The 21,668-nt window shown below is 39.1% G+C and carries 13 protein-coding genes and 1 tRNA gene; 4 read left to right on the plus strand and 10 right to left on the minus strand.

The genetic code is table 11. The features are described 5' to 3' along the window. Positions 1-109 precede the first annotated feature (109 nt). Together AC13CS_RS02600 and pbpC are read left to right on the plus strand one after the other, a co-directional pair. Entirely contained in the window at positions 110-5,671 is a 5,562-nt protein-coding gene (locus AC13CS_RS02600) for an alpha-2-macroglobulin family protein (RefSeq protein ID WP_293169322.1), read from the plus strand. 10 nt (positions 5,672-5,681) lie between these two features. Then, positions 5,682-8,054, plus strand: coding sequence for a penicillin-binding protein 1C (gene pbpC, locus AC13CS_RS02605; RefSeq protein ID WP_293169320.1), 2,373 nt, complete (start codon positions 5,682-5,684; stop codon positions 8,052-8,054). Here the strand turns inward: pbpC and der are convergent, their stop codons facing one another. After that, positions 8,055-9,356, minus strand: coding sequence for a ribosome biogenesis GTPase Der (der, locus tag AC13CS_RS02610; RefSeq protein WP_293169318.1), 1,302 nt, complete (start codon positions 9,354-9,356; stop codon positions 8,055-8,057). Positions 9,357-9,432: 76 nt separating this feature from the next. Between der and AC13CS_RS02615 the strand changes: the two genes are divergently transcribed. After that, the gene (locus tag AC13CS_RS02615; protein WP_293169316.1) at positions 9,433-9,948 is read left to right on the plus strand and encodes a GTP-binding protein; all 516 of its coding nucleotides are present in this window, start codon (positions 9,433-9,435) and stop codon (positions 9,946-9,948) included. Here the strand turns inward: AC13CS_RS02615 and era are convergent. Further along, a complete protein-coding gene (era, locus tag AC13CS_RS02620) occupies positions 9,945-10,826 on the minus strand; it encodes a GTPase Era (protein ID WP_293169431.1) in 882 nt (293 codons plus the stop codon). The two genes, AC13CS_RS02615 and era, sit on opposite strands and share 4 nt — an antisense overlap. Then, positions 10,816-12,180: an alanine/glycine:cation symporter family protein gene (locus AC13CS_RS02625; protein WP_482888345.1), complete on the minus strand. Its 1,365-nt coding sequence runs from the start codon at positions 12,178-12,180 to the stop codon at positions 10,816-10,818. The genes era and AC13CS_RS02625 overlap by 11 nt, the downstream gene beginning before the upstream one ends. A 220-nt stretch (positions 12,181-12,400) precedes the next feature. Here AC13CS_RS02625 and AC13CS_RS02630 point away from each other — a divergent pair. After that, positions 12,401-12,473, plus strand: a tRNA-Met gene (locus tag AC13CS_RS02630). A gap of 195 nt (positions 12,474-12,668) precedes the next feature. On the opposite strand, the gene AC13CS_RS02635 is transcribed toward AC13CS_RS02630, so the two are convergent. The 7 genes from AC13CS_RS02635 to AC13CS_RS02665 form a co-directional block, all read right to left on the minus strand. Beyond that, entirely contained in the window at positions 12,669-13,634 is a 966-nt protein-coding gene (locus AC13CS_RS02635; RefSeq protein ID WP_482888346.1) for a hypothetical protein, read from the minus strand. A gap of 122 nt (positions 13,635-13,756) precedes the next feature. Beyond that, on the minus strand, positions 13,757-15,844 hold the full coding sequence (locus AC13CS_RS02640) for an ATP-binding protein (RefSeq protein ID WP_482888347.1): 2,088 nt from the start codon (positions 15,842-15,844) through the stop codon (positions 13,757-13,759). Then, positions 15,841-17,106, minus strand: coding sequence for an SIR2 family protein (locus AC13CS_RS02645; protein WP_482888348.1), 1,266 nt, complete (start codon positions 17,104-17,106; stop codon positions 15,841-15,843). Before AC13CS_RS02645 ends, AC13CS_RS02640 begins: the two co-directional genes overlap by 4 nt. Positions 17,107-17,367: 261 nt before the next feature. Further along, the gene (locus AC13CS_RS02650) at positions 17,368-18,453 is read right to left on the minus strand and encodes a hypothetical protein (protein ID WP_482888349.1); all 1,086 of its coding nucleotides are present in this window, start codon (positions 18,451-18,453) and stop codon (positions 17,368-17,370) included. A gap of 622 nt (positions 18,454-19,075) precedes the next feature. Then, positions 19,076-19,927: a hypothetical protein gene (locus AC13CS_RS02655; protein ID WP_482888350.1), complete on the minus strand. Its 852-nt coding sequence runs from the start codon at positions 19,925-19,927 to the stop codon at positions 19,076-19,078. Further along, on the minus strand, positions 19,902-20,906 hold the full coding sequence (locus AC13CS_RS02660) for a type IV toxin-antitoxin system AbiEi family antitoxin (RefSeq protein ID WP_482888351.1): 1,005 nt from the start codon (positions 20,904-20,906) through the stop codon (positions 19,902-19,904). Before AC13CS_RS02660 ends, AC13CS_RS02655 begins: the two co-directional genes overlap by 26 nt. 545 nt (positions 20,907-21,451) lie before the next feature. Next, positions 21,452-21,668 (minus strand): hypothetical protein (locus tag AC13CS_RS02665; RefSeq protein ID WP_482888352.1); only part of this gene is annotated, 217 nt, incomplete at its 5' end.

Genomic DNA, 21,668 nt, shown 5'->3' on the forward strand with positions numbered 1-21,668 from the left:
GAGCCTTTGGCCTCATTTATAAATTCAATCCAACTATCCATCAAGTAACATGGCTCTGATGTTCAATTTTAACTATCTTGCTAATAGTAATTAAAAACACTCCTTTTTCATGTCCCGGTCATTCAAAACGCTCTTCATTTCCCTACTTATTCTCTTAGCATCCTGTAAAAAAAAGAACGGTACTTCCGAAACCGACAACCTTTTTAAGTTCAAAGACTACATAAGTTATCACACCAACGGCAACCAAAGTATTTCCACCTCCATCACCATTGCCTTGGCCCAACAATTGGAGCAGTTTGAACTGACTCAAGAGTTACCATCAAAATATTTGGACATTTCACCAAAGGTGAATGGAAAGCTCATAATAGAAAACGGAAGGGAGCTCATATTCCAGCCCTCGGAATATTTAAAACCCAATACCGAGTACACTATCCGCCTGAAACTGAACAAACTCTTTGAAGATATTGATAACGAGTTCAAAACCTACACCTTCAGTTTTAAGACCATTGCGCCGAATTTTAAAATCAATCTGGGCAATTTACAATCGTATAGTAAGGATTGGCAATATGTTACCGGCACTTTGGATGCTTCCGATATTCTGGAGGCATCAAAAATAAACTTGGTGCTTTCTGTACAACAAGGAGACAAAAACATTTCCGTAAAATGGGACAACACTTCGGACAATGCACAATATTACAGCTTTAAGATTGATAGTATCTCCAGAAAAACAGCCGATAGTAAATTGACCGTAAATTGGACGGGGAAAGCTTACAATATTGAAAACGAAGGCTCCGAAACCTATCCGATTCCAGGTAAAAACAAATTTGTGATTGTTGATGCCAAAACAACATCCGCTCCAAATGCTGTATTGACCCTAAATTTTTCCGAACCCTTGAAGCAAGACCAAAACCTAAACGGTCTGGTAACCATTGAAAACGCCGAAAGTTTGCGCTACGAAATCAATGGAAACGTTTTGAGTGTTTATCCCTCCAACCGAATTTTGGGAGAGGTTCGTGTCAATGCATTTCAAGGTATTAAAAGCGAATATGGTTTTACTCTGAAGAACAACTTTTCTGAACTGGTCTCTTTTGAGCAATTAAAACCTGCCGTACGACTCATTTCCAAAGGAACCATTTTGCCCAATGCGGCATCAACACCCATATATTTTGAAACGGTCAATCTTACCGCAGTTGAAGTTCGCGTCATCCAAGTATATGAAAACAACATGCTGCAATACCTCCAAAATTATGACTTAACAGAAAATTATAATCCCGATTTCAGGCCTGTGGGTCGAAGAGTAGCATACAAAGTTATTCCCCTGACCGAAGATGGCAATAAAAACACCAGTTATTGGCAGGCACATGGTTTGGATTTATCCAAATTGATTCAAATTCATCCCGGTTCATTGTATCGGGTCGAATTCAGCTTTAAGAAAGAACACACCTCTTACGATTGTGGTGATGGTGCAGAAACCGAAGAATCAAAAACCGAATATGCATTGGAACAAAGTTCTGATGAAGCCTCAGAAGAAGAACGCTATTGGGACAATGAAATCTACAATTACAGAAACTATGATTATAATTGGGAAGAGCGTGACAACCCCTGTCATTCCGCTTACTACAATTACGATAGAATAGCCGCCACCAATCTATTGGGAAGCGATTTGGGGCTAATCGTTAAAAAAGGAAGCAACCACTCACACCACTTTGCGGTGACCAACTTGCTCACCACACAACCCGTAGCGGACGCCAAAATAAAGCTGTATAATTTCCAACAACAACTTATCGGCGAGACCACTACCGATACCAAAGGCCTATCCGTTTATGACAGCGACAAGGGCATTGCCTTTGCCGTGGCCGAGCACAACAACAATTTCGCCTACGCCAAACTCGCAGATGGCAACGCATTATCCCTCAGCAAGTTCGATGTTTCTGGCGAGCAGCTCCAAAAAGGATTGCAAGGGTTCATCTATACTGAAAGAGGTGTCCACCGACCCGGTGATGTCATACATTTGACCTTTGTTCTGGACGATAACGCCAATCCTTTGCCCAAAGGGCACCCGGTTACTTTGGAAGTTAGCGATGCCCGCGGGAAATTGGTACAGCGGAATGTTTTAAAAGAAGGTAGTACCCCAGTTTCTGATGGCTTATATACTAAAAAAGAAAAGAATTTTTACTATTTCCCTATCCCGACCGATGCTAACGCCCCAACGGGAAATTGGTCGGCCAAAGTGATTGTGGGCGGTGCACAATTCAGTAAAACCTTAAAAGTGGCCACGGTAAAGCCCAACCGATTAAAAGTGGATTTTGCTTTTGATGACGAAGTACTGGAAGCAAATACTTTCAATCGCGGAAAAGCAACCGTAAAGTGGCTGCACGGAGCTCCTGCCCGTAACCTGAAAATTGACATAAATGCTACTTTGAAGCAAGCTTCAATGGCCTTTCCAAAGTTCAAAGATTATGTGTTCCAAGACCCATCACGTGATTTCAATGAGACCGAATTGCAGTGGATTTCATCCAAGTTGGACGCCAACGGTGAGCTGGACATCAACAAAAAAATAGAGATAAATGGGAATGCACCGGGAATGTTGCAAGCAACTTTCACCACCAAAGTTTTTGAGGGTGGAGGTGATTTCTCCATTGATGTGTTCTCCAAGAATTTGGCCCCATTTTCAAATTTTGTGGGACTCCGTTCCCCTAAAGCAAAACAATACGGCTCTTTCTTAACGGATGACAACAACACCTTTGATGTGGTCACTGTGGATGCCCAAGGAAATCCATCATCCAATAGAAAGCTAAAAGTACAAGTATTCAAAATCGAATGGCGCTGGTGGTGGAACCGAGGTTACGACAATCTGTCCCGCTATGAAAATGCTACTGTACACCGTCCTTTCAAGGAAATGGAGATTACGACCGGAAGTAAAGGAAAGGGCAATTTCAACATCAATGTTCCCGATGAGCAGGGAGGTCGTTTCTTGATTCGTGTTATTGACGAAGTCTCAGGACACGCCACAGGCCGTACCGCCTATTTTTACAGCAATTGGTGGAGAAGGCCCGCATCCGCAGATGCAGAAAGCTCCAAAATTTTGATTTTCTCCACCGACAAGGAAAAATACACCTTGGGTGAAGAAGCTATGGTCACTTTCCCATCAGATAGAGGCGGACGTGCTTTAATAAGCATAGAAAATGGAACCGAAGTACTATCACAACAATGGATTGAGACCTCATCCAAAGAAACCAAGGCAACCATTCCAATAACTGCTGAAATGGCCCCGAATGCCTATGTCAACATCTCCTTGTTGCAACCCCACAGTCAAGTAAAAAACGATCTTCCCATACGGTTGTATGGCGTGGTACCGCTATTGGTTGAAAACCCGGCTACCCTTTTGGAACCACAAATCAGTATGCCCGATGTTTTGGAGCCTAAAAAACCGTTTAAGGTCACCGTTTCTGAAACCAGTAAAAAACCGATGACCTATTCATTGGCCGTGGTGGACGAAGGACTTTTGGACCTTACCCAATTTAGCACACCGGATATTCACGGTTCGTTTTATGCCAGACAAGCATTGGGCGTCAAGACTTTTGATATTTTTGATGATGTGATGGGAGCTTATTCCGTGAGTGTGGATAATATTTACGCTATTGGCGGTGGCGGTATTGGTGCTGGTGCCAAAAACCGAAAAGCACAGCGATTTAAACCTGTAGTCACTTATTTGGGGCCATTTACCCTAAAGGGAGGAGAAAAAGCATCACACACCATTGATATGCCCAATTATGTAGGCTCCGTAAGAACCATGGTCGTTGCCGGAAACCCAAACAGTGCCTATGGAAATGCTGAAAAAACAACTCCAGTGCGCAAACCATTGATGGTTTTGACTTCCATTCCACGAAAATTATCCCCTGGTGAAAAAGTAACCATCCCAGTGACCGTTTTTGCCATGGAACCCAAGGTAAAAAATGTAAAAGTTACCATTGATGCTGGAAAAGCTTTGGAGCCCATCAACGGAACATCAAAAAATATCACTTTTAATGCCGTTGGGGAGCAAATCGTGAATTTTGATTTTAAAGTGAACCCAACTTCATCGTTCCAAACCATAAAAGTTACCGCTTCGGGAGCTGGGGAAAGTGCCAGTAACGAAACCGAAATTGATGTGGAAAACCCGAACCCCATCACCACAAAAAGTGAATTGTACACTTTGGATGCCAATGGTTCGCAGACCATTTCGATGGAAACTTTTGGCACATCGGGCACCAATACAGCGTTTATTGAGTTTTCCACACTACCCCCGATGGATTTTTCCAAACGGATGGATTACTTGTTACGTTATCCACACGGATGCGTGGAACAGACCACTTCGACAGCGTTCCCACAATTGTTCTTGGCAGATGTGTTGGACATCACTTTTGATAAAAAGAAAGACGTCGAGAAAAACATCAAAGCTGCCATCGACAGACTTGGTGATTTCCAGATTCCCAATGGCGGACTGAGCTACTGGCCCGGTTATGGCCATGCCGATGATTGGGGCACTTCCTACGCCGGGCATTTTATGTTGGAAGCCAAAAAAGAAGGATACCAACTTCCTTTGACATTCTTGAGCAATTGGTTGAGATACCAAAAGAATGCGGCGCGTCAATGGAGTAACCAAAGCACCTATTACAACGATGATGTTTCACAAGCATATCGATTGTACACATTGGCCTTGGCACAACAACCTGAACTGGCCGCAATGAACCGTTTACGCGAAACCGCAAATCTTAGCAATGAAGCCAAATGGAGATTGGCCGCCGCTTATGCCCTTGTTGGGAAAAAGGAGGTGGCAGAAGCCATTGCCCAAAAGGCAAACATCAACTTTAAACCCAATAACTACAATTACAGAACCTATGGTTCGGTTTTCAGAAACCGTGCCATGGCGCTGGAAACCATGGTGATTTTGGGTGACCCGCAACAAAGGGAACTGGCCGTTTCCTTGGCCAAAAATTTATCATCACAGCAATGGTATAGCACCCAAGAAACAGCTTTTGCTCTCTTGGCTTTGTCCAAAATGGTGATGAAGAATGGGGGAAGATCCATCGACCTTACCTTTACCAACAATGGAAAGAACATTAATATCAAAACCGATAGGGCCATAGCACAGCGGGAACTTTCCGTGACTTCCTTTAAAGAGGAAATCGAACTGAAAAACAATCAAGGAAACATCATTTACGCGACCCTTACCCAAACTGGAAAATTACCCGTTGGCGAAGAGTTGGCACAACAACAAAACCTAAGGTTGTCCGTGAACTACCAAGATCCATTGGGCAATTCCGTCAATATAAATGAACTGAGACAGGGAACAGAGTTTCAAGCTCAGATTACAATATTTAATGGTTCGGATGATTATATCGATAATGTAGCACTCACCCATATCGTGCCCAGTGGATGGGAAATTGTGGACACTTCATTTGCTGGAGGCAGCAACGCTAATGCTTCAAAAGCGGATTATGTGGATACCAGGGACGACCGTACCCATTTGTATTTTGATATTGATAGCAGAAAGTCGAAAACGTTCACCATAAAACTGAACGCTTCGTTTTTGGGGGAATACTATTTGCCCGGAGCACAAGTAGAAGCCATGTACGATAACACTTATTATGCTAGAAACAAGGGCAATTGGGTCAAAGTTGTTCAGTAGTTTGGTGTGGATGAAGTTTTTTTTATCAGCCCTAAAAAAAACTATTTTAAAACATCGAATCAAGGTTATCCTTTTATCCATTGTATTGATTTTATGGCTGTTTTGCTTGCCGAAAAATCTTTTTAAAGATCCCACTTCAACGGTTGTGGACAGTTCGGAAGGCTCCCTAATCGGTGCTCGCATTGCTGATGATGGTCAATGGCGGTTCCCGCAAATGGACTCTGTTCCGGAACGCTTCAAGCAGAGTATTTTACTGTTTGAAGACGAGTATTTTTATAGTCACCCTGGGTTTAACCCAATTTCCATTATCAAGGCCATTGGGCACAACCTCACCAAGGAAACCCGAAGGGGTGGCAGCACCATCACTCAGCAGGTCATCCGTTTGAGCAGAAAAAATCAAAGCAGAACCTATTGGGAAAAACTCATCGAAGTATTTATGGCAACTCGGCTGGAATTTCGGTACTCGAAAGAGGAAATTTTAAAACGCTATGCCTCCCACACACCTTACGGGGGCAATGTGGTAGGGTTGGAGACGGCTGCATGGCGTTATTTTGGGATTCCTGCCCACGAATTGAGCTGGGGGCAATCGGCTGCCCTGGCGGTTTTACCCAATGCCCCGGCATTGATTTTCCCCGGAAGAAATGAACAAACCTTTCTGGACAAACGAAACCGATTATTGAAAAAATTGTGGGACAAAGAAATCATCGACCAAACTACTTACGAATTGGCCATTGCCGAACCGCTTCCGCAAAAGCCAATGCCACTGCCCGATATAGCTCCCCATCTTACAGAACGTATCCGAAACGAGCATCCGGGCGAGCGTATAACCACTTCATTGCAAAAACCATTACAGCAGCGATTGAATCTTTTGGCCGAAAGGCATTATCGGCAGTTGCAGAGCAACGAAATCCACAATTTGGCTATTTTGGTCTTAGATGTGGAAACCCGAAAAGTGCTTGGGTATGTAGGAAATTCTCCTTCGGATGAGACACACGCCAATTATGTGGACATCATCACTAAAAAAAGAAGTACGGGCAGTACCTTAAAACCCTTTTTGTTTGCTTCATTGTTGGATGAAGGACAATTACTCCCAAACAGTTTGGTGGAAGATGTTCCAACGGTAATCAACGGATACAATCCACAAAATTTTAATTTAAAACACCTAGGTGCCGTGCCTGCCAGCAAAGCACTTTCCCGCTCTCTGAATGTGCCAGCGGTTAGATTGTTGCGGGAATACGGGCTTCAAAAGTTCTATAACAAGCTCCACAAAATGAAGATGGAGTCGTTAGACAAGCCCGCTTCCTATTATGGGTTATCGTTGATTCTTGGTGGTGCCGAGAGTTCCCTTTGGGAAGTGACTTCCACTTATGCTTCGATGGCTTCCAGTCTAAACTATTTTCTGACCCATTCCAGTACCTACAGGAACCAAGAATTTACAGAAGCTAACTATTTGCAAAATGAGTCCAAAGATTTTGGGGAAGAACAGTTTGACCCATTGGTTTTGGGTGCAGGAGCCATCTTCAGTACTTTTCAATCGATGTATGAGGTCAACCGACCTGAAGGCGATGAAAATTGGCAGTTTTTTGATTCCTCCCAGCCCATTGCATGGAAAACCGGGACGAGTTTTGGTTTTAAGGATGCTTGGGCCGTAGGGGTTACGCCAAAATATGCCATTGGTGTTTGGGCGGGCAATGCTGATGGCGAGGGCCGACCCGGGCTTACGGGCATCAGCGCAGCCGCTCCATTACTTTTTGATGTGTTGGATGCACTTCCAGCTAGCGGTTGGTTCCAAGAACCGTTTGATGATCTTGTTGAATTAGAGGTTTGTGCCGAAAGCGGATATAGAGCCTCGGTGTACTGTGATGACATCAAAAAAGAATGGGTGCCCACCCACGGCACCCGAAGCGGTCCCTGTCCCTATCATGAACAGGTATTTTTGGATGCCTCAGAACAATTTAGGGTGAATTCGGAATGTTATCCGTTGGATGATATAGTGGCCAAAAATTGGTTGGTACTCCCTCCTATTTTGGAATACTATTATGCATCTTCCAATCCCAATTACAAACCTTTACCACCTTATTTGGAGGGTTGTTCCACATTGGAAAACAATTTGATGGAATTCATCTACCCGAAAAAAAACGAGGCGGTTCTGCTCCCAAAAGATTTGGGTAACAAAACATCAGAAATCATACTAAAATTGGCACACCAACAATCCGATGCTGTTATTTATTGGTATTTGGATGAGATTTTTGTAGGCAAGACCGAAAATTTCCACGAACTCATTTTAGACATTAAACCTGGCAACTATACCTTAACAGCGGTTGACAATCAAGGCAACCGAATTCAACAAGTGGTGGAAGTACGGTCAGCTTCGGACGAATAGTTACTTCTTCCGCATAAAAATGGTCATCGGAACACCTGTAAAGTCAAAATTCTGCCTGATTTTATTCTCCAAAAATCGTTTATAAGGATCCTTCACATACTGGGGCAAGTTGCAGAAAAAAGCAAATTGCGGATATGGTGTGGGCAATTGGGTGCAAAACTTGATCTTAACGTATTTCCCTTTGGTAGATGGAGGTGGTGTTTTCTCAATAATGGGAAGCATTATATCGTTCAATTTGCGGGTCGGGATACGTTTTGAACGGTTTTTGTATACGTCCACAGCGGTTTCTATCGCTTTGTAAATCCGTTGTTTGTTTAGCACGGAAACAAAAAGAATCGGCACGTCTTCAAAAGGGGAAATCACTTCTTTTATTTTGGCGGTATATTCTTTTACCGAATTGGTTTCTTTTTCCACCAAATCCCATTTGTTCACCAAAATCACAATTCCCTTGTTGTTGCGCTGTGCCAACCAAAATATGTTTTGCACTTGTCCATCAAATCCTCGGGTCGCATCCAACATCACAATACAAACATCGCAATACTCAATGGCCCGAACGGAACGCATTACGGAGTAAAATTCCAAGTCTTCTTTCACTTTGGCCTTACGTCGAATACCAGCCGTATCCACTAAATTGAATTCAAAACCAAATCGATTGTATTTGGTGTCGATACTATCGCGTGTAGTTCCCGCAATATCGGTTACGATGTAGCGGTCCTCTCCTATCAATGCATTAATAAAGGATGATTTCCCTGCATTGGGCCTACCTACCACGGCAAAACGAGGCAATTCGCTTTCCTCTTCTTTCTCTTCCGGAAGTACTTTAACAAGGGCATCCAATAACTCTCCTGTACCGCTACCATTGATGCTTGACAGGGGGTAGTATTCACCCAGTCCCAAGGAATAGAATTCTACGGCATCGGCCATACGTTTGCTATTATCGACTTTATTTACCGCCAAAAAAATAGGCTTATCTACTCTGCGCAATAGCTTGGCAACATCTTCATCCATTCCTGTTACGCCAGATTCCACATCTACCATAAAAATGATGGCATCGGCCTCATCAATGGCCAATTCCACTTGTTTGTCGATTTCCTTTTCGAAAACATCGTCGCTGCCCAGAACGTAACCACCAGTGTCAATGACGGAAAACTCCTTGCCATTCCAGTCACTTTTGCCGTAATGACGGTCGCGTGTAACACCACTGACGGCATCCACTATCGCCTCACGGCGTTGAATAAGTCGGTTAAAAAAGGTGGACTTCCCAACATTGGGTCTTCCTACAATGGCTACGATAGCTCCCATTAGGTTTAATTTTTGGCAAAAATACCATTTATTATGAAGAAAAAATGATACCTTTTTTCATCATTTTCAAATGATTATGAGCGACTTGACCAACGAGATAGTTTTACGCCCCCGTTTTCGTGTCTCCCTAAGGGCAAATTTAGAACAATTGGAGTCAATTTTTGATGATGCTTCGGGTAGTCCTTTTTTGATCAAAAGGATGGATGAGCATATTTTTGTCAAGTTCAAAAAAGCGGAAACTACCTTTTGGACACCGCAACTTCATATGGAACTTTCGTCCTACGAGGAAGGTATAAGTAACATTCGTGGCGTCTTTGGACCCAATCCCACGCTTTGGACCTTTTTTATGTTCCTCCATTTTGGTGTGGGCACCATTTTTATCATCATGGGGATTTTTGCCTATTCCAATTATTCCTTGGGCAAGGATATTACCCTTTGGTTGGTGGGTATGTTCTTTTTGGTAGTGATTTGGTTCTCACTTTATGCCTTTGGCCGTTTGGGAAGAGCCAAAGGGAAACCACAAATGGACCAGTTGAAACAATTTGTCAGGGACACCATTGCTCCTTTTGAAAGAATTAACGACGAACCTTAGCCGTTGTACCCGAAACGCCTGAGCTGCTGGGAATTGCTGCGCCAGTTCTTGTTCACTTTTACATAGAGTTCGATGTGAACCTGCTTGGCAAAGAATTTTTCGAGGTCTTTGCGGGCTTCCACCCCCACTTTTTTAATTGCAGCGCCCTTGTGCCCTATGATGATTCCTTTTTGGGTATCTCGTTCCACCATGATTACGGAACGAATACGGATAATATCCTCATCTTCCAAAAACTCTTCGGTCTCTACCTCCACGGAATAAGGAATTTCCTTTTTATAGTATAGCAAGATTTTTTCACGAATGGTCTCGTTCACAAAAAAGCGTTCGGGCTTGTCCGTGATTTGATCTTTTGGATAAAATGGAGGTGCTTCTGGCAAGAGTTCCAAAATACGGTTGAACACTTCGGTAACATTAAAGTTTTCCAAAGCGGATATGGGATGAATTTCTGCATTGGGCAGTTGTTCTTGCCAATATTGCATTTGTTCTTCCAACTTCTGCTGATCGGATTTGTCAATTTTATTGAGGAGCAACAAAACGGGAATCTTGCTGTTCTGTATTTTTTTGAAGAAAGATTCGTCCTTGAGGGCTTTTTCCCCAATTTCCACCATGTACAACAGCACATCGGCGTCCTCAAAAGCGGATTTGACAAAATCCATCATGGAGCTTTGCAGCTCGTATGCGGGTTTTATGATTCCTGGGGTGTCGGAGAGAATCAGTTGGAAATCATCTCCATTCACGATGCCCAAAATACGGTGACGGGTGGTCTGTGCCTTGGAGGTGATAATGGAAAGTTTCTCACCCACAAAGGCATTCATCAATGTAGATTTACCCACATTGGGATTACCTATAATATTTACAAATCCTGCTTTATGCGCCACCTTTCTTTCTTTTTTCAAAATATTGTTTGGATGCTGCGTTCACCTTTGGTGAAAGATACAACACAGCGATCATATTGGGTATAACCATGAGTGCATAAGAGAGGTCTATCAGGTTTTTTACCAATTTTAATGATGCTATTGCAGCAAAAACTATCATAATGATAAAAAACACATTATACCATTTTCCGATTTTTGCATTCGTCAAAAATGACAAGCTCTTTACTCCATAGTAGGAATACGTGAACAATGTTGACAATGCAAATGCGGCCACAATCACCATCAGCAGTATATCTCCGATGCCATAAAGGGTTGTTTCAAAAGCGGACATTGTCATTGTGATTCCGCTACCATCCTCTAGGTAAGCACCACTCAAAATAATGACTACGGCGGTAAAGGTACATACTAAAATCGTATCAATGAACGGGCCCAACATCGCCACAAGCCCTTCTTTGGCAGGTTCATCATTTCGGGATTGTCCGTGGTACATGGGTGCACTACCCAAACCTGCTTCGTTGGAGAACATAGCTCTACGGACCCCAACAATCACCAAGCCCCAGAATCCTCCTGTAACCATGGTGTCGAAGTTCCAGGCTTCGACCAATATCATTTTTAGCGCTGGCCAAACTTCGCCTGCGTGACTTGCCATCACAAAAATCACTGCCAAAAGGTAAATCCCTACCATAAATGGTACAATGGCAGACGCTACTTTTGCAATTTTGGTCAATCCCCCAAAAATTACAATGGATGTAATTATCGCCAAGAAAAAACCAATTCCGAGTTTCCAATTATACTCGCTGGTCGCCCAAATCGTTTCGTGAGGTTCAACCACGCCCATAAAGGCCTCGGTAAACTGATTGGCGGTAAAAACCCCCAAAAATCCGAACAATCCGCAGACACTAAAAAAAATGGCCATGGGCTTTGCCCATTTTCCCATTCCTTGTGTAATGTAGAACATGGGGCCGCCCTGCATTTTTCCTTCGGAATCTGTGCCGCGGTACATAATGGCCAAACTACCGGAATAAAATTTGATTCCCATACCCAAAAGGGCAGTCATCCAAATCCAAAACACCACACCTGGTCCTCCATCGTGAATGGCAATGGCCACTCCCGATATATTTCCCAGTCCAACAGTGGCCGCAACAGCTGCGGATAGTGCCTGAAACGAACTAACATCACCTTTTGCATTTTTATCGTCGTACTTGCCAGAAACCACCGCAATGGCATGACCAAAATGGCGAAAAGGAGCAAATTTGGAATAAAACGCCAAAAATAGCCCACCTCCAATAAGAAGAATGAACATAGGCCACTCGGTGTAGGGCAAAAGTGAGGATATAAAATCGTTAATCTTGTCCATAAGGTAAAAAGGCCGAATTTATGGATTTTGGGCGGGATTGACGTTAAGGAAAAAGGAATATTGGGTTTAAGTTTGGAAATGATGTAAAAACCGTTGTATATTTGCCGTCCACATCGCGGGGTAGAGCAGTACCCTTCGACAAAGCTCAGGGCAGGGTACCTACACAAACTGAGCATTTTTATTGAAAACCAAGTTTCTAAAAGAAACAAACAACATATATCGCGGGGTAGAGCAGTAGGTAGCTCGTCGGGCTCATAACCCGAAGGTCGCTGGTTCGAGTCCAGTCCCCGCTACTAGCAAAGACAAGGCTTCACAGAAATGTGAGGCCTTTCTTTTTTGCAACGGGTACAGAATAGGTACAGAATCCAAACTTTTTTGTTTTTTTTCAAAAAATTTGATGTTTTTTGGTGCATTATGAATTTTTGGGGAAGAAATTAAATACAAACCCTGGTGAAATTGAAAAAAACGCAGTTTCAACTAAGGGAAGCCTACAACCTACCGTTAATTTCTGCGTTTTCATTGAATAACGATTTTATATATTTTTTAGAATCAATATTTTTCAGGTGTTCATAAAGAATGTATTTTTCATCATTCGGAAAACTATATGTTTCTTTATTATAAACAACAAATAAAGCTTTGCAATTTCTTTCATCATTAACATCATTCATAACGTAGTCCATCAAATCAAAGTAAAGTTGCAGTTGTTCCTGTTTTAAATCATAAACACTTCTTTTAATTTCAATCACAAAAACATCTTTGGTATCAGATAATATCAAGTCTATAATTGCAACTCTTTCTACTATATCCGATTCAAGTTTATATCTAATACCCAATTGTGATTTGTGCTTAGGGAAATATTTCGATAGATTTTCAATTATTTCTACTTCCTCTTTAAAAGAATTTCTTTTAGCGGTTACATAACCAGATATGCTTTTTATTGTTTTTTTATAACCATACTTTACCCTTAAATCATCCATCCCAATTTCTTTATATAATCTAAGAAGTTGTGAAGCTTTTATTTTGTTTGTCGAGTTAGTCTTTTTTAATATCTCAGTAGCCCAATGTGCATAAATTCTAACCTTTACTCCTTTTTTACGAGAACTATGAATTTCCTCATAGTTAAGACTAAAATTCTTATGTTCTTTGGATTTATCTCTAAAGTTGGTACAGCCCCAAAATTTCCCGTAATCAGAATCAATTAGTCTTAACTTCGAATTACAACCATAACAAATCTTTTTCTGCCAGCATTCATATAATTGGTTTATCTCATTCTTTTGCTTGTGATATTCATTGATTTGAATCTCTTCATATTCGTAGTAAGCTTTTACAAATAAATCTTGATTATCATAGAAATAATTTTCCGCCACTGTTTTTTTTGATTCGCTCAATTTTTTGATAGAATCGAAGAACTCCTTAAGTTCACTTGATTCCATAATTTTTGCGTATTTAATCATTTATGCAGTTGTTGGTTTGTAGATAACAGTCTGTGCTAAGAATAGTAGCGGATTTACATACACTAGCGTTTCAGTTAAACACTAACCTTTTTTATTTAGATTGTCATTCAGCGTTGGCATAATCATTCTTCTACGGCTTCATCTTTATTTAAAGGTGTTAATAAAAATCCTTTTTCTCTAAACCAATTTTCACTAATCCTATTATTGTCACTTTTCGGCAATGGATTTGCCTCGTGAACTTTGAAAGTGGTAGGCAGGTTTACAGAATGGCCAAAAATCAAAGCGTTTTGTGTTGGTATCGAAGGCATTCTTTTCAAAATGGTTTCAGAAATATGAGGGGTTATTTGCCTAATGTGAGATAAGTCTTCTGGATTCTGAATTCTATGAACTATGAAATTGCTACACTGAGATAAAACTGTTTTTGACAACTCACTAGGTCTTTGCGAAGAAATAAGCAGAAGTAGTCCAAATTTTCTTCCTTCTTTGGCAATTAAATCAAAAATTTTATTTGCCTTTAGAAATGACCCCATTGGACTGTGAGATATATATCTGTGAGCTTCTTCCAAAATTAAATTTACTGGATAAGAATTTCTAGGCTCAATTTCTTTTACACTTTCATAGATAATACGCGATATTACGCAACTTATTACTTCAACAATTTCATCTTCAACTGCACTAATGTCAATTATTATTATTTGACTTTGTTTTGCTTTTTTACCCTCTTCTTGATTAATTCCGATTAGCTGATTTTTATACAAGCTTATGTCCCCATCATCTTGTTTTAAAAAGCAAAAATCTTTCCTATCCTTTATACTCTTAACTCTTGTTATTAATGATGAACAATAGTCTCTAATATGTCTATTCCCATGAGCTTCTTCATATAAGAGTGCTAAATCCAAAGCATCCTCAATTATATCAAAAGAAAAATTTTGATATTTCTCGTAAGATGGCATCTGAAAGTTATCTACAATAAATAAGGGTGATCCATCCTCCTTTGGTTGTTGTAAGAAATAATGAAGTTGAGTAATTCCTTTTATTTCTCCATAGTGAACAGTAAGGCAATTGATAATATTAATGTCTAAATTAATCCCTCTATCAATATTTACTTTTGTATGAGTTTCACCTTCATCATCAATATATTCGAATTCCTTTTGAAGATGAATTTCACTTGTATTGAACTTTTGTAAAATTGAAATTATTCGATCCTTTTTTGATGCACTTCCCGTTTCATCACGAAGAATTTCACTTATACAAGTTGCTAGGATATGATTTTTAATTTCATTTACACTTTCTTCGGCAGAAAAAATGGCTGCTAAGCCTAGAGCATTCCGAAGAATAGGCAGCTGAGTTTTCTCAGTTGCTTGAAGCAATAGTGCCCATTCATCAATTGTTAAAAACCAGTGTGGTAAAACAAAATCCTTTGTATCTTTTTCTTTATTATCAATACTGAAATTACATACTTCTATGTCTTGATTGTTGTTGATTTCACTAAATGCTTGTTTATATTCTCCATTTACGTCAAAAACAACAAAAGTACTACCAGCTGCACTATAACTAGATAGCTTATAAATGGATTGTAGAATTGAAGAAATCGTACAAGATTTTCCGCTGCCTGTGTTCCCAAGTACAGCCGAATGACCTGAGAAGAATTTATCGATGTCAATTTTGACTTCGTAATCTGGAAAGATAGTAGAAGTACCTATTGATAGTGTTTTGTATCTTTTATTTTCACATTCGCAAGGTTTTTTACAATCCTTTGGGTTAGAACAAACGATTTCAGTTTGTTCTTTTACGTTAAAAATAGCGTCAAGCTCCTTTTCTTTAATATATAAGACATCAGTATACAGAGCTGGGTATACGCTAACTCCAAATTGAAACTCAAATAAGTCTGGATTACCCTCAATTGGTTTGAGAGTTCCAATAGGAAGTATTTCTAGATATTTTCCTGTTTGCACCTTACTTAATGATTGCTCCTTAGGATTGCTAAAAGGAACATTTAAATCCTTTTCTCGAATACCTGAAACTTCTGCTACAATAAAATAATTCTGATAAGGAAGTACAACATAACTATTTAACTGAGCAAAATAATGAATGTCGTCAAATCCACTAATATTGAAATTGTCAATACCGCTTAACAATTCGACAGAAAATCTGTCCGAATTTATTGCTACTACTTTGCCAATTACCCTTTGTTTATCTTCTCTATTCATTGTCTAGGGAAAAGAGTTTTGATGGCATTATCAATTTTATCGTCTATTTCATCGTTACTTAAATCAGGCAAAATATTTTCAACAAAGCCTTTGAAATAATGTAAGTTTTCTTCGTTTTCAAGTTTTCCACCTACGACCCAAATTCTTGGGTCGTTTAGTGTTTTGAGTTTATTTATTTCTTCACTGCTTGAATAATCCCCAAAGACAATTAATCTGAAGGACGGAATCGTAAAAGCCTGGTATATAAGATTATTAATGTGTTCATCACTAAAACTATACCCAAGTGTAATCAGTATATTATTATTACGCATTAGCTTTTTCTGAAATTCACGGAATAAGTCGGAATATGGACTTCCCATACTTGCATTCTGTTTCAACGGTGTTGGATGTATCATTATTACATCTTTCTTTTTTAAGTCTTTGAAACTTGATTCTTGAATTTCTCTTACTCTAAATAGTTTTGTCTGCTCTTCGTCCTGAATCCAATTAATAGATCCGTGGATTTTATATAAATAAATGAAGTTGTCAATTACACTCCATTTTCCTTGAGATAAGTCCATTCTTTCAGCTAGTGCATAGTTGAAAATTGTTGGATTGAAATATTTCTTTATTCCACCCGAAAAACCATTAACATAATGAATTCCAAGGCTATCAAGTGCTATTTCAGAGTATAAATCATAGTTGGTAGTAAAAATACTAGGTTTAGGCAAGTTTGCATTTCTGTACAGAAGCTTCCGGTAAAAGGTTTTATAAAGGTTGACTAGTTCAATATCCTTTTCATCACTTCTATTGTCTTCGTTTAAACATTTCTCTAATAAGAAGTTTCTAGCTTTTTTTATTAATTCTTGAACTTTTTTTGACTCTGAACTCTCTTCTTGTCCTGTTGTCTCGTAAAAGAAAAAAATACTATGAAGTGAACCTAAAAACGTTTCAAGGTTTTTGTCAAAAATTGTTGAAGTAATATCTAATTTGATTTCATCTTTGAGCCAATTCTTTTCTTCAACAGTCAATACGTTATCATAGAAATTTTTGGCTAAGGGTGCCATTGCAGGAATCCCCACTTCGTCTTCTATTAATTTGTCCTTGTATGATGAACAACCTGAACCAAGAAGAAATGACAGATGTTTTCCATCCAGTACTTTGTTAAATGAATCCTGTATTTTTTTAAGTAGGTCAGATTCAGCATTTCCGTCTTTTTTTTGCTTTAGCTTTTCGAGAACTTCTTCGTCTCCTTTGTAAAAATATAATTCTGATTCTGACATTTATTCTTCTTTTAATGCTTAATGTTCCTATTCAGCGTTCACAAGAAACAGCTCTTTTGGTTTTTCTAGTTTTTTAGACTTTCATATTGGCAAAAAACATATGTATTGTTTGTGTGATTGGCTTTTCATAGCTTGTGTATGGCCCCGACTATGGCAAGTGCGGGATTTTAAGGCACTTTCTTTTCCGCTAATCAGTTAGGTCATTTTTAGTAATTACTTTCATTTTGGCGCTTTAACCCACATTTGGTATAGCCGATGTGCTCAGTTTTTTTCTTTTTCAACTTTGGATTCTAGTAGTTTTATTTTATTCTCAAGTTTTCTTATTTCTTGAACATCTGTTTTTAGTTTCATCATTTCTTCTCTCATTCCGTTCTTACCATTTTCTTCATCTTCCGGTTCCACTTCATCTTCTGGTTGTACAAAATCAACTGCACCACCTTTTTGCGTGAAATCAATAAGTTTGGTAATCGACTTTTTAAGTGCATTAATCTTATCACCGTCCTGTTGTGGATTTAATCCAAGTTTTTCGATTGCCGTATCTAGAATTGTCTGAATACCGTTTTCTTTTTCTCTCTCAGCTTCTTTCTTTATTTCTTGTTCTATCTTTTTATTGCCAAGCTTTAGAGCTTTCCATTCTTCAGCCTTCTTAAGGATTTCAAGTATTCTATCAGCAACCTTTAAACCTGCTAGAAGAATCGTTGAAACTGATGTTGCAACTCCTGCATAAACTGCCATTTCCAAAATAACTGAGCCTTTTTGAGCTCCAATTATATTGAAGTCTTCTGGACTGCGGTTTTGAGCCATTGCTATTCCACGTCCGATATCATACCATGCTGCACCAAGCTTTTTAAAATCATTGATATTATTCATCGCAGACCCTTCTTGGAAATAAACTCTCATCAAAACAGAATCTTTAGGTAATTCATCATCTTCTTCGATTGGGAAAGATTTGCTGAGAGTCGTTTCTATTTCGTTAAGAGTCGTTTGGGCATTCGCTATTTTACTTGAAAACTCACCTATTTTTTGGGCAGCGGTTGCTATGTCTAAATTATTCTCATAAAGAACATTTTCAACATTCGATATTCCTTCTTGTCCTAATAGTACTATGATTTCAAGTTGTTCTAAAAAGCTAATTTGTTCAAGGGTCAGTGAATTGAGGTTTACGGTTTCTAATGCATTCAGCAAGTTTTCTTTGTCTTGCTCAAAAGGTTGTTTCGGTTGATTGTTGTTGGATTTTGCATTTTGATTCATCTTATTATGCAAATTCTTGTAATAGTTTGGAATCTTTTCGTCCACAATATTTTGCTGAAACCAATCAGTAAGTCTTAATAGTTCTTGTATTTGCATAGTTTCTATTTAATTGAAACAACGGTTTGGCTATGTGCAGTGTCCCGAAGGGCATTACGTAACAGTTGGCTCTGCCCAAGAAGTTTTATATTTTAATTTAAAGCATAGCTTTTTTATCGTTCAATAAATTTTTTGGGGGAGTTCAGAAACTAAATGTAAGAAATTTCAATAGATTAAGAAATCTGAAATTTTGTAATGAGTTTAAATAATATCATCCTATTAAGGATCATGGCAAAAAATACACTTAGATTCCAGATTTGAATAACATTGTATTTTCATTAGCCAGGCTAAGTGGAAATGGTAAAGCAAGAGGGCAACACGGCAGGCCGGTGTTGCGCAGAATGATTTTCGAACAACCTACTGTATAACAGTGGTTTATCATTAAAAAAGTTTTTTAAAAAGTGCTCTTAACGATTGTAATTTGCGGCAAATGCTCTTGAATCCCCTATAAACAGGCGCGGATTTGCGGCAAATAAAAAATAACTAATTGAATTCTTTAAATAGGGTTTTATAAGTACTTAAAATTGGGGAAAGAAAAGCTCTAATAAGATATACTCCATGATGTCGTGGTCAATTCCCTTACAAATAAAGAAGTGTCATTCATAATGGTGCTAGCAGGACATTAATTTTCAGTGACACCTAATTTAAGGGACTTTATTATCTCTTTTGCATAATTCATATTGCAACTCAAGGCTTTGACCAAAGCTATGGCAAGCGGACTGGATGAATCCTGTATCTCTTTATTCAATAAGTCATTTATTTTCACTTCCAATTCTGCATCAAGAACCAAAATACGTTTCATTTTTCGTCCCATTATTCTTGCACCAACAAGTCGGGTGTCGAAATTTTCCATTTCGAATAAATCTGAATGTTGCGCATCTTCCCTAAACATTTCTGGTTCATACAAGGCCCAAGCAATGCGTAATATATTAGCGGTATCTCCCAAGTCCTTTTCCCTATCCCCTGGTTTTTCGGACCAAGCAATCAATTTTAGAATAACCAGACCATGGGGCGGGCTAACAGGCAATGCAATGCCATAAGGATGATCAAAACTTTCAACCTCCTTAGATACTTGCGTCATTCCAACAGCTGAAAGCTCAAGGTTTCCTTCTGCAAACCGAACCATTCTTTCCTCTTCAATACCACCAAAAGGCAATAGGTCAATTGTAGTTTTGGATTCAGCATGGAGCAAACTATATGGCATATTTCCAAAGGATTTTTCAAAACCATGTTTTATCAATTCTTCCTTGACTGCATCAAATTGTTCATGGGTTGGCACCATAACGGCAAAATCAATATCCGCAGTAGCCCGCTTCGGCTTTTCCCCCACCTTATAAAGGGCAATATCACGTGCATTTGCTCCAATAAGGTAATAGTTGATTCCATTTGCCCTAAAAACGGTGTCTAGGATTTTGTATACCTTACCATGGTGGGCAAAGGAATATTCTTTAAAGCTTTGGTTTGATATGCTCATTAAATATCTTTTGTGCTATTTCCAAATTCCTTGGTTCACCGGAATAAATTAATTCGGCATATACCAAAACTGGATGTACAACATTTTCGTAACTCAATAAGTTATCTTTGTTTTTCTCTGGCATAGAATTCAACCAGAAAGGTTTATATAGGTTGATATTTCCCATGGGGTCCGGAACGAACTTTAATGTTTGCATTATGTCCTTATTGCTTTCAAAGGTCGTGAACATGGTAAATTTTTCTGGGAAAAAATTATTTGTAAGCAGCGCGGCGGCTGGTTCCCCACTCCAAAATACTTGGGGACGTAAATACTTTTTTTTCCATTGGCTCTGCATATCCCCTGAAAAAGAAAATGTACCAATGTGGTATTTGGGCAATATCTTTTCGTTAACCAATGGAATCCATCGATCTAAAAGTTCTTCATACTCCAAAAGTTGGTATTTATCATTCCCGTCTTGGGAAACTAGATACCCATACTCAGAGAGTCCTTGCATAATCTTACTGACGCTACCCAATGATATCATACTATTATCTGCCAAATACCGCTGTGTTTCATTGATCAGTTTTGGGTCTTGTAGAAATTGAAATATTAATTGTCCCCCTGCTTGGGTAAATATCTTGGAAGAAGGTTTCACATAGGGCGATGCATTATTGTTTTCCAAATACACTTTTAGCGGAGATAGGTTCAAATAGGCATTACCATAACTGTCCAAGTAATTGAACTTATATTCACGTAATATTTCCTTGGCCTTAGGTGTTAGGTAGTTGGCTACAACTAGAATAGGAAGTTCTTGTTTTTCCCTAATTATGGCCGGAATATTGTGCTGACGGATTTCATTTCTAAAATACACTGACACTTTATGGCCTTCAAGTGAATAGATTGGCAATTCTGAAGTTTGTTGAGCATCCAAAAATTTGGCCTCGATTTCAATATCCAGGGCCTCTAAAAACTTCATGAATGTTATAAAATCAAATGACATGTTCACTTTTTTTATTTGTTCATGAAACATGAACATTCAAATATAATGAACAAAATTAAAACATTCATCTTATGAAAGAAAAATAACAGCTGTTTTTATTATTTATCCCTTAATTACCCTTAAAGGTCAGCATCCTCCTATCATCATTTTGGTTAAATGGAGGCTTTCATTTTGTCCCGCTTACGGGACGAAAAATGTAAAGCAAGAGGATAGCACGCTAGAGCGGTGCTATTGATTCATTTTCCTTCGGAAAAGCCCATTTTTAGTAGATTTTTTGAAAATATTGATTAATGGCATTTACATCATTTTTGGTGAAAAAATGTTCTCAGCCCAGTAGAATCAATAAATTTTTGGTGAAAAAATGATTCTTCAATACTTGAATCAAGTGTTAATTTGTCTCCTTTCTTTTGAACATTTGAAATTTCTGGATTGATACTATTTTTAGCGTAAAAATGCGGTCAGCCCAGTAAAATCAAGAAATTTTTAGCATAAAAATCAAAAATCAGAGGCTTACTAAGGGCAAAAATGCTTTTGTAATTCCTAGATCAAACATCTCCTTTGGCTTTCTTTTCTTTCCGATAAAATAGGTTCAAATGATCCATTAAAGCTTCTTCCCCGACTGGCATCAATCGGTTTGCAATGGTCATCGCCTGATGGATGAATTCCTCTTCGTTCCTGTCCATTACATCATCCGAACCAAGATCGGGATTTATTGCCCTCATGGAAAGGTATAGCAATGCACGAACAGTCAACAACAGATCG

Source organism: Flagellimonas sp. B-3 (genome assembly GCF_056857835.1).

What these genes read in the sequence shown, in the direction of transcription:
- AC13CS_RS02600 (WP_293169322.1), top strand. Translation starts at nt 110, where the DNA reads ATGTCCCGGTCATTCAAAACGCTCTTCATTTCCCTACTTATTCTCTTA.
- pbpC (WP_293169320.1), top strand. Translation starts at nt 5,682, where the DNA reads ATGAAGTTTTTTTTATCAGCCCTAAAAAAAACTATTTTAAAACATCGA.
- der (WP_293169318.1), bottom strand. Translation starts at nt 9,356, where the DNA reads ATGGGAGCTATCGTAGCCATTGTAGGAAGACCCAATGTTGGGAAGTCC.
- AC13CS_RS02615 (WP_293169316.1), top strand. Translation starts at nt 9,433, where the DNA reads ATGAGCGACTTGACCAACGAGATAGTTTTACGCCCCCGTTTTCGTGTC.
- AC13CS_RS02625 (WP_482888345.1), bottom strand. Translation starts at nt 12,180, where the DNA reads ATGGACAAGATTAACGATTTTATATCCTCACTTTTGCCCTACACCGAG.
- AC13CS_RS02635 (WP_482888346.1), bottom strand. Translation starts at nt 13,634, where the DNA reads ATGATTAAATACGCAAAAATTATGGAATCAAGTGAACTTAAGGAGTTC.
- AC13CS_RS02640 (WP_482888347.1), bottom strand. Translation starts at nt 15,844, where the DNA reads ATGAATAGAGAAGATAAACAAAGGGTAATTGGCAAAGTAGTAGCAATA.
- AC13CS_RS02645 (WP_482888348.1), bottom strand. Translation starts at nt 17,106, where the DNA reads ATGTCAGAATCAGAATTATATTTTTACAAAGGAGACGAAGAAGTTCTC.
- AC13CS_RS02650 (WP_482888349.1), bottom strand. Translation starts at nt 18,453, where the DNA reads ATGCAAATACAAGAACTATTAAGACTTACTGATTGGTTTCAGCAAAAT.
- AC13CS_RS02655 (WP_482888350.1), bottom strand. Translation starts at nt 19,927, where the DNA reads ATGAGCATATCAAACCAAAGCTTTAAAGAATATTCCTTTGCCCACCAT.
- AC13CS_RS02660 (WP_482888351.1), bottom strand. Translation starts at nt 20,906, where the DNA reads ATGTCATTTGATTTTATAACATTCATGAAGTTTTTAGAGGCCCTGGAT.